The sequence below is a fragment of the Arthrobacter sp. 135MFCol5.1 genome, from assembly GCF_000374865.1.
Lineage (GTDB): Bacteria > Actinomycetota > Actinomycetes > Actinomycetales > Micrococcaceae > Arthrobacter.
In genome coordinates this window covers 16,339-31,315 of sequence record NZ_KB895463.1, presented here as the reverse complement: position 1 = coordinate 31,315, position 14,977 = coordinate 16,339, and the positions used below count along the sequence as shown (strand labels likewise).

Genomic DNA, 14,977 nt, shown 5'->3' with positions numbered 1-14,977 from the left:
CCTAGTTCGTTGCTGCTGCGGAGTCGGCGGACTCTTGCATGGGGATTCGGACGCCGCGTTCCTTGGCGACGTCAAGGGCTCGTTCGTAGCCGGCGTCGGCGTGGCGGATCACGCCCATGCCGGGATCGTTGGTGAGGAGGCGCTCAAGCTTTTCGGCTGCGAGGTCGGTGCCGTCGGCAACGGACACCTGCCCGGCGTGGATGGAGCGGCCGATGCCCACTCCGCCGCCGTGGTGCAGTGACACCCAGGTGGCTCCGGAGGCAGTGTTGAGCAGGGCGTTCAACAGCGGCCAGTCCGCGATCGCGTCCGAGCCGTCAGCCATGGCCTCGGTCTCGCGGTACGGGGAGGCAACGGAGCCGGAATCCAGGTGGTCGCGGCCGATCACGATGGGCGCCTTGACCTTGCCCTCCTTGACCAGCTGGTTGAACAGCAGGCCGGCCTTGGCGCGTTCGCCGTAGCCGAGCCAGCAGATGCGGGCGGGGAGGCCCTCGAATTCCACCCGCTCCTGGGCGGCGTCGATCCAGCGGTGCAGGTGCTTGTTCTCGGGGAAGAGTTCCTTGATGGCCTCATCCGTAACGCGGATGTCCTCAGGGTCGCCCGAGAGGGCCACCCAGCGGAACGGGCCCAGGCCCTCGCAGAACAGGGGCCGGATATAGGCCGGAACGAAGCCGGGGAACTCGAAGGCCCGCGCGTAGCCGCCCTTGCGGGCCTCGTCACGGATGGAGTTGCCGTAGTCAAAGACCTCGGCGCCGGCGTCCTGGAATTCGACCATGGCCTGGACGTGGCGGGCCATGGAGGCCTGGGCCTTCTTGGTGAAGCCTTCCGGGTCCGCGGCTGCCTCGCGGTGCCATTCCTCGACCGTGATTCCTTCGGGCAGGTAGCTCAGGGGATCGTGCGCGGAGGTCTGGTCGGTGACGATATCGACGGTGAGCTCGCCGGCCTTGTGGCGGCGCAGGATCTCGGGGAAAACCTCGGCGGCGTTGCCAACATGGCCCACGGACCAGCCGCGGCGTTCCTCCTTGGCCTTGAGGACCTTGGCGATGGCGGTATCGAGGTCGGTTTCGACCTCGTCGAGGTAGCGCTTGCCGGCCCGCCGGCGCAGGCGGGTTTCGTCGACGTCGACAATCAGGCAGGCGCCGTCGTTCAGGGTGACGGCGAGCGGCTGGGCGCCACCCATGCCGCCGCAGCCGCCGGTGAGGGTCAGCGTGCCGGCGAGAGTTCCGTTTTCGTCCCCGGTGAGCTTGCGGGCAATCGCGGCGAACGTTTCGAACGTGCCCTGCAGGATGCCTTGGGTGCCGATGTAGATCCAGGACCCGGCGGTCATCTGGCCGTACATCATCAGGCCCTCGGCCTCGAGCCGGCGGAACTCGGGCCAGTTGGCCCAGTCGCCGACGAGGTTGGAGTTGGCCAGCAGCACTCGCGGGGCCCATTCGTGGGTGCGGAAGACGCCGACCGGCTTGCCGGACTGGACCAGGAGGGTCTCATCCTTTTCCATGGTTTCCAGCGTGCGGGTGATGGCGTCGAACGCGGCCCAGGAGCGGACGGCGCGGCCGGTGCCGCCGTAGACCACCAGGTCGTCCGGGCGCTCGGCGACCTCGGGGTCCAGGTTGTTCATGAGCATGCGCAGCGGCGCTTCGGTCTGCCATGACTTTGCGGTGAGCTCGGTGCCGCGGGCTGCTTTGACCGGGCGGGCACCGGTGGTGAAATCGGCGGGTGCCATGATGGGCTCCTTCGGGTGGTGTCTGTTGGAGGAAAGAAGTTCTGTATCAACTAAAGCCCTTGGTGGACGGGCTTCACAGGGGTTTCGTTGGGGTGCTGTCCGGTATTCCAGACATGCGCGGCATCCAGTTGCAAGGGTTTGCGGAGCGGAACAAACAGGGGCGCTCCGGGGCCCCGGGAACGCCTGGGGATTGCCGGGCGGCGGCTGCCTGGCCGGCCTGCCGGGCGGCAGCAGGGCGGACTACTTGCCGGGCCGGCCGTGGAGCCGGACCGACAGTTCGTCAGCCACCTTCCGGACGCGGGCGGCCAGTACCGGCCACTCCTGCGCAGGCAGCTTGTCCTCGAGGAAGGTCACTGCCACGGCCGCAGTTGGCCATCCCAAGTGGTCTGTCACGGCAGCGGCAATGGAGCCGAAACCCGGCGTAACCTCTCCGTGTTCGGTGGCGTACCCCCGCTGGCGAACGTGGTCCAGGTGCGAGGACAACGCGGAGTATTTCATGATGGCCCCCACCACCTCATGCCGGGCGGTGAAGGCGGCGGCGTTCGGGTAGAGCGCGCGTACTTGCGATTTGGGCAGCGCGGCAAGGATGGCGCGTCCGCTGGCGGTGAGGTGGCTGGGAAGGCGGACGCCGACGTCGGTCACCAGCGACGGACGGTTCTTGGCCCGTTCCTCCACGATGTACAGGACATCGCGGCCGTGCAGCACTGCCAGGTGGGCGCTCTCACCGATGGCATCCACGAGGCTCGCGAGGAGGGGGCGGCCCAGCCGCGACAAAGGTTCCTGCCGTGAATAGGCGGAACTGAGTTCGAAGGCGCTGATGCCCAGCCCGTAGCGTTGCTCCTCATGCAAATGGAGGACGAAGCCGTTCGCCTCCATGACGCCCAGCAAGTGGTAAACACTCGACCGGGGAAGGTTCAGGCTGGACGCGATCTGGGAGGCCGCCATTGGCCCGCGCCGGGAGGCCAGCAACTTGAGGATGCGGAGGGTATTTTCCGCAGCAGGGACTTTTGAGGATGCTTTGACCGCAGCGCGGGGCGCGTGGGCTTCGGCTCGTGTTTCGGCGCCCGGTCTTTCGGCGCCCCGTGATGCGGCGCTTAGTGCAGTGCTCATGGGCTCAAATGGTCTTTCTGGCTAGCTCTGTCCGGTATCCCGTACTTCAGTGTGACGGCTGCCCTTTCCGCTTACGGCACCGCCGCAATTCAATGTGTCCGGTATACCAGACGCTGGCCTGCCCAGCGCAGCTTACGGTGCCGAATCATCCACGTTTCGGTAGAGTCCGGACCATGGACGGGAAAGAAACCCTGCACACGTACCTCCGGATCCGGCGGGACAACCTGTTGGGCAAGCTGGACGGACTGGGCGATTACGACATGCGCCGGCCCCTCACGCCAACGGGCACCAACCTGTTGGGACTGGTCAAACACGTTGCCAGCGTGGAGTTGGACTACTTCGGCGTGGTCTTCGGCCGGCCCAGTGGGCGCCACCTGCCGTGGCTCGAGGACGGCGGCCGCCCGGACGCAGACATGTGGGTAACGGCTGGCGAGTCATTCGAAGACATCGTCGAACTCCACCGCTTCGCAGGAACGCACAGCGACGCGACCATCGAGGCTCTGCCGCTCGACGCTCCAGGCTCCGTGCCGTGGTGGCCGGAGGAGCGCCGCCAGGTTACCCTGCAGCAGATTCTCGTCCATATGGTTGCTGAACGTGCCCACCATCTGGGCCACGCGGACATACTCCGTGAACTGATTGACGCGACCGTCGGCCAGCGTCCAGGGGACCCGAACCTGACGTCCAGGACACCCGAAGAGTGGGCGGCGCACCGCGCCGAAATCGAAGGTGCAGCGCGGGACGCAGCCGGTACCTGGCGGAATTGATGCCAGCGTGAAGAGCACAGGGTATTGAAGAGGAAGCGCCCGAAAAGTGCAGGGTCTGACCGCAACGGGTCCCGAATCTGCGGTCACGGAGGAGCGCACTGATCTCGGAGGAGGCAAGGCACGGGGCCGGTTCCAGCCTGGTCAGGGTGGAGCCTCGAGGTAGCGGGACAACGCGTTTTCCCAGGGAGATCCGTGGTGGCGCACTATATCGATGGTTCCCGCCCGCGCCAACGACGTTCCCTGTGAGGGCGGACAATGGGTTGACCAGTGGGGTGGTTCCCAGTCCTGGTGCTCGCTGCTGTAGCGGCGACCGGAGGGTGAAATCCAGCCGGGTGGTTTGTTTTTGCCGGCAGTCGTGGGTTTCCAGGCCGTGGTATGCCGGAGCCTGTGGTGTTTGGGGCAGGGCTGACCGAGGTTGCTGATCCCGGTGGCACCGCCCTTGGCCCAGCTGAGGAGATGGTCGGCGTCGTTGTCGAGGGAATGGTTGCTGCACCCGGGAAACGGGCATTTTCCGTCCCGCATCCGCAGCCAAGCCCGCATGGCCTTGGTCAGCCGATAGCTGGTCCGCCCGATTTCCAGCGGTGCACCGTCCCTCGGATCCACCAGCACCCGGTAGAACGACCCCGCCCCCTCGGCCACCAGGGCCCGTGACATCGACGGTGGAATGGGACCGTACCCGTCCAGGACCGCCGGTTCATCGGTGAAGCCCATCAGCGAGAACACCGGGACAGTGACCAGCACCTGAGCGCGGATCCCGGAGAAAGGGCGCTCAGCGGCCTGGCATCCCCCGCTGCCTGCGGGGAAGGTAGCCAGCAGCGACGAGGCGTAGTTGTCAGCCCGCAACTGGGATAGCGTGCGACCTTCCTCAGTACCCTGCATGCTGCGAGCCTCGGAGGTGAGCCGGTCCCAGACTGCCGAGGCTTGGCCGGCGGGCAGGTATGCGGACAGCCAGGCCATGCCGTCCCGGTCCGGCCTGTACTCCACCCGCCGTTCTGCCACTCCCTTGGAGTGACGGGCTTCGATACTCCCGGCATGGTGACGCTCCCGCCACGTGCGGGCCTTCACCCTGAACCGGTGCGCCGGCATCTCCCCGGGGGGACAGCCCCGCGCCGGATCGGGGGCATCCGGGTCCAGGAAATGCGCCTCCAACGCCGCAGCCCCGTTCACATCCAGGCTCGCCGTCTCATCCGCCATCACCACCGCGTGGCCCCAGGACAGGGTCCCTGCCTGCAGCCCCGCAAGGGTCCGCGGCAACGAGGTAACAACGGCGTGCGAGGTAGCCAGGAATGTCGATGCCGCCCTCGGTCCAACCGCCAGGACGCAGCCAACTTCCGCCGCGACCGCCATCTCATGGGCCTGCACCGGCACGTCGGGCCCCGCAACAGCAGAAGCACTTTCCGCATAGGCGACCGCGGCCTTCGCTTTCAGCCCTGCGATCATGGCCTCCACGGCCCTGACGCCCGCCAGGATGTCGAGGCACCCATCAACAAGGGTGGCCAACGGGTCAGCACACTCCTTCGTGGCGGCAACCGATCCGCGTCCAGCTCTGTCCACGTCGGTGTCCAGCGCGGCAAGGGCAGCCCTGATCTCCTCGAATGCCCTCACCGCCGCCGCTTTCCCCATGACCCAACTATGGCAAGGGGGTACGACATTCAAACCCGGCCAGGTTTCGACTGATCACCTCCCGGACAGTCTGGAACCGAAGACAGCAACCAGCCGTGAGCCTCATCACGATGCCTGCGAAAATGGTCTGCTGGTTAGCGGCTCCCCTCCCAATGACGAGAAGGTATTTGCATGCAACCAGCTTCAACCCCAACCCGGACCGAAACCGCGGCGGAAACGCACAAGCCGGCTGCGGTCGTCGGACACGTCCTCAACCGCGGCTTGAACGTGCGGCACATCCGCTTCATGGCCCTGGGATCGGCGATCGGCACGGGCCTCTTCTACGGCTCCGCTTCCGCCATCCAGAAAGCCGGACCAGCCGTCCTGCTCGCCTACATCATCGGCGGCGCCGCGGTGTTCATGATGATGCGCGCCCTCGGTGAGATGGCGGTGAGGCACCCTGTGTCCGGTTCCTTCAGCCAGTACGCCGGACGGTACCTTGGCCCACTGGCCGGCTTCGTGACCGGCTGGACGTACGTGTTCGAGATGGCCATCGTGGCCATCGCCGACGTCACTGCCTTCAGTATCTACATGGGGTTCTGGTTCCCGCAGGTGGACCGCTGGATCTGGGTCCTTGCCGTCATCTGCTTCCTGGCGGCGTTGAACCTGCTCAGCGTCAAGGTCTTCGGCGAACTCGAATTCTGGTTCTCGCTGATCAAGGTCGCCGCCATCATCTCCATGATTGCAGGCGGTGCCGCGATCATCACGTTCGGGTTCCAGGCCGCCGGTTCAACCGTGGCACCGGGCCTTGGCAACCTCGTTGACCACGGCGGACTGTTCCCGAACGGCTTCGAAGGCCTGCTGGCATCCTTTGCCGTGGTGATGTTCGCCTTCGGCGGGATCGAGACCCTTGGCATCACCGCCGGTGAAGCGGCCGACCCCAAGAAGGTCATCCCCAAGGCCGTCAACACCGTCCCGGTCCGCGTACTGCTCTTCTACGTCCTGACGCTGGGCGTCCTGATGAGCCTTTTCCCGTGGGACCAGGTGGGCAGTGACGGCAGCCCCTTCGTCCAGATCTTCAGCGGCCTGGGCATTCCCGCGGCGCCCCACATCCTCAACGCCGTCGTGATCACCGCCGCGCTCTCCGCGATCAACAGCGATATCTTCGGCGCCGGGCGCATCCTCTTCGGACTCTCCAACCAGGGCCACGCACCGGCGGCGTTCGGCAAAGTCTCCCGCCACGGCGTCCCTTGGATGACGGTGGTCATGATGGCCGGGATCCTGCTGGTGGGCGTGGTCCTCAACGCGGTCATCCCGGAGGACGTGTTCCTGGTCATCGCCTCGATCGCCACCTTCGCCACGGTGTGGGTGTGGGTGATGATCCTGGCCTCCCACGTGGCAATGAAGCGGGAAATCGCCCGGAAGGGCCTGCCGGCGTCGGAATTTCCCTCACCGTGGTGGCCGGCCGCGTCAGTCCTCACCATTGCCTTCATGGCGCTGGTGATCGCCATCCTGGGCGCTTTCGAGGACACCCGGGTGGCCCTCTACGTGGGCGCCGCCTGGCTGGGCCTGCTGGTCCTGGCATACCGGCTGTGGGTGAGAGGTGACGGACGACGCCGAGCCCACCTTGAGGACGAAACCTCGCCGCTGCCCGTGGTCGGGACCGCCCGCCACAGCGGGTAGGCCCGTCATCGGCGAAAGATGCCCGGCCCCGCCGGGGCCGGGCACCTGTCGTCGTCCGGCGCCGTACTGTCTTCCGCTGCCTTACGCCGCAGCCGCGGCGGACCGGACGGCCTGGGCGAGGGACGTCGTCGGGCGTCCAATGAGGCGCCGGAGGTCTCCGGTGCTGACCAGGAGGTCACCGCGGGCGATGCCGAGATCCGAGTCCGCCAGGACCTCGGCGAATGCCTCCGGCACCCCCACGGAGGTGAGCAGGCCGGCGTAGTCCTTGGCGGGGAGGTCGTTGTAGGTGATGGCCTTGCCAGTGGCGGCGCTGATCTCAGCAGCGAGGTCCGCCATGCTGAAGGCTTCATCGCCGCCCAGCTCGTACACCTTACCGGCCTGGTCCTCGGCCACCAGGACCGCGGCGGCGGCGTGGGCGTAGTCCACCCGTGCAGCGCCACTGACTTTGCCGTCCCCGGCGCTGCCTGCGACCGCACCCTGGGCGAGGGTACCGGGCAACTGCTCGGTGTAGTTTTCCAGGTACCAGCCATTGCGGAGCAAGGCGAAGGGAACACCTGACTCCCGCAGCAGGGCCTCCGTGGCCTTGTGCTCCCCAGCCAGCAGCATGCCGGTGGTGTCCGCGTTGGCGATGCTGGTGTAGGCCAGCAGTTCCACGCCTTCGGCCCGGGCTGCTTCGATGACGGTGCGGTGCTGTTCGACGCGACGGCCCACTTCGCTGCCGGAGATGAGCAGCACCCGGGTTGCCCCCTTGAGCGCGGCGGCAACTGAGCCTGCGTCGGCGTAGTCCATGGCCTTGACGTTGACTCCGCGCGCGGCGAAGCCGGCCAGCTTTTCCACGGAACGTCCGGCGGCCACAATTCCGGCTGCGGGCACCCCACGTTCAAGAAGGGCTTCGATGACGTGCTGGCCCAGCTGTCCGGTGGCGCCTGTAACAACAATGCTCACGATGGATCCTTTCGAGGAATTTGATCTGTCGAAGGGCACAACCGCGAGCCATGGAGAATACTTCCTCAAAGAGAGTACGCACTTTGAAGTAAGGTACTGACCTTTAGGTAAGCTAGTGACATGGAAGCTGTTCCGCAGGCCGTACCACTGCCCCTCGCCTTCGCCGACGGCGTGTTCCCCGCCGGATGCCCCAGCAGGACCCTGCTGGACCACATCACCAGCAAGTGGGGAGTGCTGATCCTGATCGCCCTGTCCGAAGGCGAGCAGCGATGGAGTGATTTGCGGCGCCGGGCCGAGGGCATCAGCGAGAAGATGCTGGCCCAGACCCTGAAGACCCTCGAGCGGGACGGCCTTGTCAGCAGGAATGCCCAACCGGTCATTCCACCCCGGGTGGACTACAGCCTCACCGAGCGTGGCTACGAGCTGAGCGGGCTGCTGGTGCCCCTGGTGGCGTGGGCCTTCGAGAACGCGGAGGACATCATTAACAGCAGCCGCTGATGCTCCGCCGGACCGCTGGGGGATGTACCGCGCCCAACAGGCAAGTAGTTCCACTGGACAAAACAAGTACTTGTTACTGGTGTTGCTGATGTGAATAGCGCATAGCGTAGGCGTACGGTGCCGGCCGGAATGGGAGGACCATCCTCCGCTGGGAGCGTTCCGCCGACCAACACCGTTAGCAGGCGGCCGGCTGCCGCCTGAAGGGGAGGCTCACATGGCCAAGGGCTACGCACAGGACCTTTCCGGCATGGGCCGGCCCGTCAGCCTGCGCGATGCCCTGGTGACAGTATGGCGCCGGGCCAAGGGGGCCGTCAGCCCACGATGCCCCTACCGGGTGGGCGACACCGTGATTGGCGACGACCCCTTCAGCGGCAGGCGCGAAGGGGTCGTCGTATGGCATGATCGCCGGTCAGTAGGGCTGAAGACCACCCATGGCGTCTTCTTCTACGATCACCGCGTGGTCAAACCGATGGACTAGCGGGGTAACCTACCGGGCAGACCAGCCGCCGTCCATGGTGTAGCTGGCCCCCGTGACCATAGCGGCGCTGTCGGAGGCCAGCCACGCAACCAGGGACGCCACTTCCTCCGGTTCCACCAAGCGTTTGATGGCCGATTCGGTGAGCATCACCTTGGCCAGGACCTCAGACTCGTCGATCCCGTGCACCTGGGCCTGGTCCGCGATCTGCTTCTCCACCAGGGGCGTGCGGACGTAGCCCGGGTTCACGCAGTTGGAGGTAACACCGTGCTCCCCGCCCTCCAGCGCCGTCACCTTGCTCAAACCCTCAAGGCCGTGCTTGGCGGATACGTACGCGCTCTTGAACGGGGAAGCACGGATACCGTGCACCGACGACACGTTGATGATGCGGCCAAACTGGTTGGCGTACATGTGCGGCAGGGCGGCCCGGACCAGCAGGAACGGCGCCTCCAGCATCAGGCTGATGATCCTGCGGAAGTCCGCCGGATCAAAGTCCTCAATGGGGCTGATGCGCTGGATTCCCGCGTTGTTCACCAGGATGTCCACATCCAGGCTGAGGGTGGCCAGGGCGTCCACGTCCAGGAGGTCCACGGCCCAGGCGGTGCCGCCCACCTCGTCGGCGAGCCTGGCAGCCGCGGCGGAGTCGACGTCGGCCACCACCACTTTCGCGCCCTGGGCCGCGAGTGCGCGCACGCAGGCGGCACCGATTCCGCTGGCACCGCCGGTGACCAGTGCCTTGCGTCCATTCAACGTGTTATCCATTGCATTTCTCCTTCATGCGCCCAAACGGTCCAACGGCTCCGGCAGCCTAGCGTTGGCCGGCTGGGAGCAGTCCTTCGCGGGCGGCGTCTTCCTTGTCCACGTCCTCCAGGGCGATGCCCTTGGTTTCCTTCAGGCTCAGCACGGCCACCGCGGTAATGGCACAGGCGACGAGCAGGTAGATGGCCGTCGGCACCCACGAGCCGGTGTCCTTCAGCCACTGGGTGGCCAGGAGCGGCGCCAGCGAGCCGGCGAAGATCGACGTTACCTGCGAGCCGAGGGATGCACCGGAGTACCGCATGCGGGTGGGGAACATTTCGGCCATGATGGCAGGCTGTCCGGCGTACATCAGGCCGTGCAGGCACAGGCCGATGGTGACGGCGAGGACGATGACCACGGCGTTGCGGGTATCGAACATGGGGAAAGCGAAGAACGGCCAGGTGGCACCGAGGATGGCGCCGGCCAGGTACACGGGTTTGCGTCCGATCCGGTCCGCCAGGCGGCCGTACTGCGGGATGATCGCGAAGTGGATGACGTGTGCGATCAGCAGTGCCAGCAGCAGCGAAGAGGTGTCGTACTTGTGCACGCTCTTGAGGTAGACGATCGCGAAGCTGACCACCAGGTAGTACATGATGTTTTCGGCGAACCGCAGGCCCATGGCCTGGAAGATGCCCTTGGGGTACTTGCGGACAACCTCGAACACGCCGTAGCTGACGGCCTGTTCCTTCTCCACCAGTTCCTTGGCTTCGAGGAAGATGGGTGATTCGCTGACGTTGGTGCGGATGTAGTAGCCCACGAACACGATCACCGCGGAGAGCCAGAAGGCCACGCGCCAGCCCCAGCCGAGGAATGCCTCGCTGCTGAGGGTGGTGGACATGATGTAGAGGACCAGGGTGGCCAGCAGGTTGCCCACGGGGACGGCCGCCTGGGGCCAGCTGGACCAGAAGGCGCGGGTCTTGTTCGGGCTGTGTTCAGCCACCAGCAGGACGGCACCGCCCCATTCACCGCCGAGCGCGAAGCCCTGGATGAACCGCAGCGCCACCAGCAGGGCTGGAGCCAAATATCCGATGTCGGCGAAGCCGGGGAGGCAGCCCATCAGGAAGGTGGACACGCCGATGATGACGATGGTCAACTGCAGCGTGGGCTTGCGGCCGAGCTTGTCGCCGATCTGGCCGAAGACGATGCCACCCAGCGGCCGGGCAATGAAGCCCACCGCGTAGGTCAGGAAGGCTTGGATGATTCCGTCCAGGTCATTGCCGGTGGACGGAAAGAAGTACTTGCCAAAGACCAGGGTGGCGGCGGTGGCGTACAAGAAGAACTCGTACCATTCCACCACCGTGCCCACCATGGAGGCGGTAACGATCTTCTTCAGTCCGGTTCCTTTGGGTGCATACCTGGCTTCGTTTGCCTGGCTGTGCTCAACGCTCATGGTTCTCCTCAGTGTCCACATTGACACGTGCTGTGATCTCCAGCACAAGTGACTCAGATGAGTATTGCTGCACAAACTTTGCAGTTCAATGCCCAAAGAGGCACCTGGCATGTGCACAATTGCAGATATGAACGCCAATCCTGACGACCTGCTGGTCCTCCTGGCGGTGTCCCGCTCGGCAAAATTCACGACGGCGGCCCAAGCCCTGGGCTTGAACCACACCACCGTCTCGCGCAGGATCGCCGCGCTCGAGAAGGCGCTTGGTGGCCGGGTACTGTCCCGGGCCGCCGGCGGCTGGGAACTCACGGAGCTGGGCGAGCGTGCCGTGCAGGTGGCCGAACAGGTCGAAGCGGTGCTGGGCACGCTGGGACCGGCCGGCCAGGCACCCGACCCGATTAACGGCGTCGTACGCATGACGGCGACCGACGGCTTCAGCGCCTACATCGCAGCCCCCGCCGTGGCGCGACTGCGCCGGCACCATCCCGGCCTGAGTGTTGAGGTGGTGACCATGACCCGGCGGGCACTGCAGCAGCGCTCCGGGCTGGACATCGAGGTGGTGGTGGGCGAGCCGCAGGTGCACCGTGCGGAGGCCATCCGGCTGGGCGAATACCGGCTGGGAATGTACGCCTCCCGCACCTACCTCGCCGAGCACGGAACTCCGGCCACCGTGGCCGAACTCAATGAGCATCCCTTGGTCTACTTCGTGGATTCGATGCTCCAGGTGGACGATCTCGATGCGCCGCGGCGGCTGGTGCCGGCCATGCGCGAGGGCCTGACGTCAACCAACGTGTTCGTCCATGTGGAGGCCACCCGGGCAGGTGCCGGGGTCGGCTTCCTGCCATGCTTCATGGGCGATCTCCATGACGACCTGGTCCGGTTGCTGCCCGGCGAAATCGGTGAGCTGCTCCCCTACTGGATGGTGCTGCGCCCGGACTCGCTCCGCCGCCCCGCGGTGGCCGCCGTCGTGCAGGCCCTGCGGGAACGGATGGCCGAGCACCGCGGCGCGCTCCTGGGCCGGGGGTAAATTACCGGATGATTGGCTCAACCGGCTCGTCATGCCGGACCAGCGCACCGGCCGCGAAGGCCCGGACCTGGGCATCGTCCCATAGATGGGCGGGGACGGCGCCGCCAAGGAGCCGGCGCCGAAGTTGGGGATCGTCGCCGAACGGGACGTCGCTGCCGGCCATCACCATGTTGCCGTAGCGCCTGCCCTTCAGCATGGCGGGGTCGGCGATGATCACCGTGTGCTTGAAGGCAGCGGCGATGGTGGCGGCGTCCTCACGCGCGTTCTTGAGGTCCGGGGCGTCCCCCGAGTTGGCCACGAACAAGCCGCCCGGCGCCAGGACCCGCTTGGCGTGGGTGGTGAATTCGGCGGTGGTAAGCGGCCGCGGGGTGAAGGCCCCGGCAAAGACATCGCGGATAATGAAGTCCCTGGTGTGCTCCGTGAGGGTTTCGGTCACCGCCCGGGCCTCCCCCACGCGGATGCGGAGCAGCGGCGCCTTCGGGAGGTCGAACCAGCCGCGCACGTATTCAGCGAGCTTGCCGTCCAGTTCCACCACCACTTGCCGGGCATCGGGGTAGGCGGCGGCGAAGTAGCGTGCCATGGAGCACGCACCGCCGCCCAGGTGCAGGCCGCGGAGCTTAGCCGACGATGCGTCCGACGGCGGCCAGCGGGACTCAATGAGCGCCGCCATCCACCGCATGTACTCAAAGTCCAGGAACAAGGGGTCGGCGAGGTCGATATGCGAGCTCATGACGCCGTTGATCTTCAGGAGCCAGCCCGTGGAGTTGTCCTGGTCCGCCACCAGCTCGCAGTCGCCGGTGTCAATGTAGTAGACACCCTCCACCGGACCGTCCGGCGCCGTGCCCTTGGGCACCTCCACCACGCCTGCGGACCGGCCCCGGCCTCCCGACTTTCCGCGTTTGGCCATTATTGGGGCCCGCCTTCACTCATGGTTCAACCCTAGTTGAAGCCATCGAACCCCCCGGTCAGCGGGCCTCATGGCGTGAACGCTGTCCCGTGGCCACGCCGGATCCGTTCAACTGGTGCCTGTGCAGTCGAGGCGGCCCCGGCCCGCGACGCCTGGACGGCCGGTCTTCCTGGGCCGCCGGAACGGCACCACCTGGTTGGCCGGCTGGGCCGTCCGCGCTTCCCGTTCCGTCCTCGCCTTGCGGTCCCCGACCGGACCGTCCACGCCGGCGCCTTCTTCCAGCCGGCGCTGCAATTCCATCAGCACCTTCGCCAGGCGTCGGGAAACCTGCATTTGGGACATACCCAGCCGCTTGCCCAACTGCACCTGCGTTTCCTCGCAGAAATAGCGGCGGTACAGCAGTTCCCGATCCACGTCAGCCAGGTCCTTCATGGCGGCGCGCAGGCCGGCGAGCTCCTCAAGCCTCTCCAGCGGCGTTTCAGGACTGGCCAGCATCTCACCAATGGACGGGGCATCCGAGTGCGGACTCACCGCGTCGAGGGAATCGGGGTGCATGCTGCTGGACGCCGACATGGCTTCCAACACGTCCACGGGATCCGCACCCAGCTCTCCGGCCAATTCGGCCACACTGGGGATCCGGCCCAAGGACTGGGTGAGTTCGGGTTCCGCCCTGAACAGGCGGGTCCTCAAGTCCTGGACCTGGCGTGGCGGGCGGACCACCCATGTCCGGTCGCGGAGATACCTCTTGAGCTCACCGGTGATGGTAGGCGCGGCATAGGCCGGGAAACTGTCACCCTTGGCCTCGTTGAACCCGCGGGCGGCTTTCACCAGTCCCAGGTAGGCGACCTGGTTCAGGTCCGCCCGTTCCCTGCCGCGTGCTTCAAACCGTGCGGCCAAGGCCTCGGCAAGATCCAGGTACCTCAAAACCATGTCATTTTCGAATGCCCCCTGCGAACGCTCCGAGGCGGCCCGCGGAGATGGCGGATCAGATGTTTCGGCCTGTTGATGGACCGGGACGGTGTTTGCGGCCAAGGCGGCAAAGGATTCGGGCATGGGTGCTGTTTTCCCTCGGTCTGGTTCCGAAAGCCTGCGGCAAGACTTAGAAGCAGGAAATCATAAGGCTGCTTATAAAACAATCCTTGTCCGCCCGCGCGGGCGTGGGAACGGAAGAAGGAACCTCCTTCCGCTCCCACCCGGAGCAATCCAGCCTAGAGGCCCGCGTGCGGGTTCTTCGCGTCGCGCACATCGCGCTCCGCGTCGCTGTTATTGATCCGCCGACCGGCCTCAGTCCGCGGATCCGCAGCCGGAGAATCAGGGCGCTCTGCGTCGATGGGCCGCGCATCACTGGACTCCGCGTCACCGCCCGCAGCGTCGCTGACCACAGAGTCATGGTGCCGAGTATCAGAGTGCGGCAGGTCGGTGCCCACAGCGTCACGGTGCTCAGCCTCAGCCTGCGGCAGGTCGTTGCCCGCACTGCCATGGCGCCCTGCATCAGAGTGCGGCAGGTCGGTGCCAGCAGCGTCACGGCGCTCAGCCTCAGCCTGCGGCAGGTCGCTGCCCGCGCTGCCATGGCGCCCGGTTTCGCGATGCACAGCCGGGTCATGCCCGACGTCGGCCGCATTGCCGCCATGGTTGGAAGCCTCGGCCTGCGCCTGCCCGTCCCGGGCCGCCCCGTGTACGTCGCGGCGGGTGCCGTCACGACCGACGTCGGGATCCAACTCGTCCGCCTCGCGGGCATGGCCGGCAACGTCGCTGCGGAGGGACTGCGCTTCCCGGCTGCGTTCCTCGGCTTCCTGCCGCAGCCGGGCCGCGTCCACTTGGGCCTGCTCGGCGTCGGCGCGTGCACGGATGGCCTTGGCTTCCCGTTCGCGGGCGTCGAGTTCCATGTTTTCAGCCTTGCGGCGGATCTCGGCCGCTTTTTCCCGATTCTCCTGGTCCCGCTTCTCCTGCATCGCCTTGCGGCGCCGTCCGCCGGAGAGGAGCAGCACAACAATCAGTGCCACGACGACAACCGCAACCACTACCCATACCCATGGAGCTGTATCCATGTTTCCCACCACT

At 66.3% G+C, this 14,977-nt stretch carries 14 protein-coding genes; 5 read left to right on the top strand and 9 right to left on the bottom strand.

From position 1 onward, the window contains the following. Nucleotide 1 precedes the first annotated feature (1 nt). On the bottom strand, nt 2-1,720 hold the full coding sequence (gene hutU, locus C563_RS0115900) for a urocanate hydratase (protein WP_018763064.1): 1,719 nt from the start codon (nt 1,718-1,720) through the stop codon (nt 2-4). A gap of 240 nt (nt 1,721-1,960) precedes the next feature. After that, a complete protein-coding gene (locus C563_RS0115895; RefSeq protein WP_026264951.1) occupies nt 1,961-2,830 on the bottom strand; it encodes an IclR family transcriptional regulator in 870 nt (289 codons plus the stop codon). Between the two features lie 173 nt (nt 2,831-3,003). On the opposite strand from C563_RS0115895, the gene C563_RS0115890 reads away from it, so the two are divergent. After that, entirely contained in the window at nt 3,004-3,594 is a 591-nt protein-coding gene (locus C563_RS0115890) for a DinB family protein (protein ID WP_018763062.1), read from the top strand. A gap of 141 nt (nt 3,595-3,735) precedes the next feature. On the opposite strand, the gene C563_RS0115885 is transcribed toward C563_RS0115890, so the two are convergent. Further along, nucleotides 3,736-5,217, bottom strand: a complete 1,482-nt coding sequence (locus C563_RS0115885) for an HNH endonuclease signature motif containing protein (RefSeq protein WP_018763061.1) — start codon at nt 5,215-5,217, stop codon at nt 3,736-3,738. 171 nt (nt 5,218-5,388) lie between these two features. Here C563_RS0115885 and C563_RS0115880 point away from each other — a divergent pair, with 171 nt between their 5' ends. After that, nucleotides 5,389-6,879 carry an amino acid permease gene (locus C563_RS0115880; protein ID WP_018763060.1) on the top strand — a complete coding sequence of 497 codons (1,491 nt, stop codon included), beginning with the start codon at nt 5,389-5,391 and terminating at the stop codon, nt 6,877-6,879. Nucleotides 6,880-6,960: 81 nt separating this feature from the next. Here C563_RS0115880 and C563_RS0115875 read toward each other — a convergent pair whose 3' ends face one another. After that, the gene (locus C563_RS0115875) at nt 6,961-7,824 is read right to left on the bottom strand and encodes an SDR family oxidoreductase (protein ID WP_018763059.1); all 864 of its coding nucleotides are present in this window, start codon (nt 7,822-7,824) and stop codon (nt 6,961-6,963) included. 120 nt (nt 7,825-7,944) lie between these two features. Between C563_RS0115875 and C563_RS0115870 the strand changes: the two genes are divergently transcribed. Next, nucleotides 7,945-8,322, top strand: coding sequence for a winged helix-turn-helix transcriptional regulator (locus tag C563_RS0115870; protein WP_018763058.1), 378 nt, complete (start codon nt 7,945-7,947; stop codon nt 8,320-8,322). A gap of 214 nt (nt 8,323-8,536) precedes the next feature. Beyond that, nucleotides 8,537-8,800 (top strand): hypothetical protein, encoded by a 264-nt coding sequence (locus C563_RS0115865; RefSeq protein WP_018763057.1) that lies wholly within the window; start codon nt 8,537-8,539, stop codon nt 8,798-8,800. A 9-nt stretch (nt 8,801-8,809) separates the two neighbouring features. Here C563_RS0115865 and C563_RS0115860 read toward each other — a convergent pair whose 3' ends face one another. Both C563_RS0115860 and C563_RS0115855 read right to left on the bottom strand, forming a co-directional pair. Further along, complete coding sequence (locus tag C563_RS0115860) at nt 8,810-9,559, bottom strand: 3-hydroxybutyrate dehydrogenase (protein ID WP_018763056.1); 750 nt, start codon at nt 9,557-9,559, stop codon at nt 8,810-8,812. 46 nt (nt 9,560-9,605) lie between these two features. After that, on the bottom strand, nt 9,606-10,985 hold the full coding sequence (locus C563_RS0115855; protein WP_018763055.1) for an MFS transporter: 1,380 nt from the start codon (nt 10,983-10,985) through the stop codon (nt 9,606-9,608). Between the two features lie 127 nt (nt 10,986-11,112). Between C563_RS0115855 and C563_RS0115850 the strand changes: the two genes are divergently transcribed. Next, nucleotides 11,113-12,009 (top strand): LysR family transcriptional regulator, encoded by an 897-nt coding sequence (locus C563_RS0115850; RefSeq protein ID WP_018763054.1) that lies wholly within the window; start codon nt 11,113-11,115, stop codon nt 12,007-12,009. Between the two features lies 1 nt (nt 12,010). Here C563_RS0115850 and C563_RS0115845 read toward each other — a convergent pair whose 3' ends face one another. From C563_RS0115845 to ccmD, 3 genes are all read right to left on the bottom strand, one after another. Continuing rightward, the gene (locus C563_RS0115845; RefSeq protein ID WP_018763053.1) at nt 12,011-12,916 is read right to left on the bottom strand and encodes a spermidine synthase; all 906 of its coding nucleotides are present in this window, start codon (nt 12,914-12,916) and stop codon (nt 12,011-12,013) included. A 108-nt stretch (nt 12,917-13,024) separates the two neighbouring features. After that, nucleotides 13,025-13,969, bottom strand: coding sequence for a sigma-70 family RNA polymerase sigma factor (locus C563_RS0115840; protein WP_018763052.1), 945 nt, complete (start codon nt 13,967-13,969; stop codon nt 13,025-13,027). 155 nt (nt 13,970-14,124) lie between these two features. Further along, entirely contained in the window at nt 14,125-14,964 is an 840-nt protein-coding gene (gene ccmD / locus C563_RS21945) for a heme exporter protein CcmD (protein ID WP_155845202.1), read from the bottom strand. Nucleotides 14,965-14,977 lie beyond the last annotated feature (13 nt).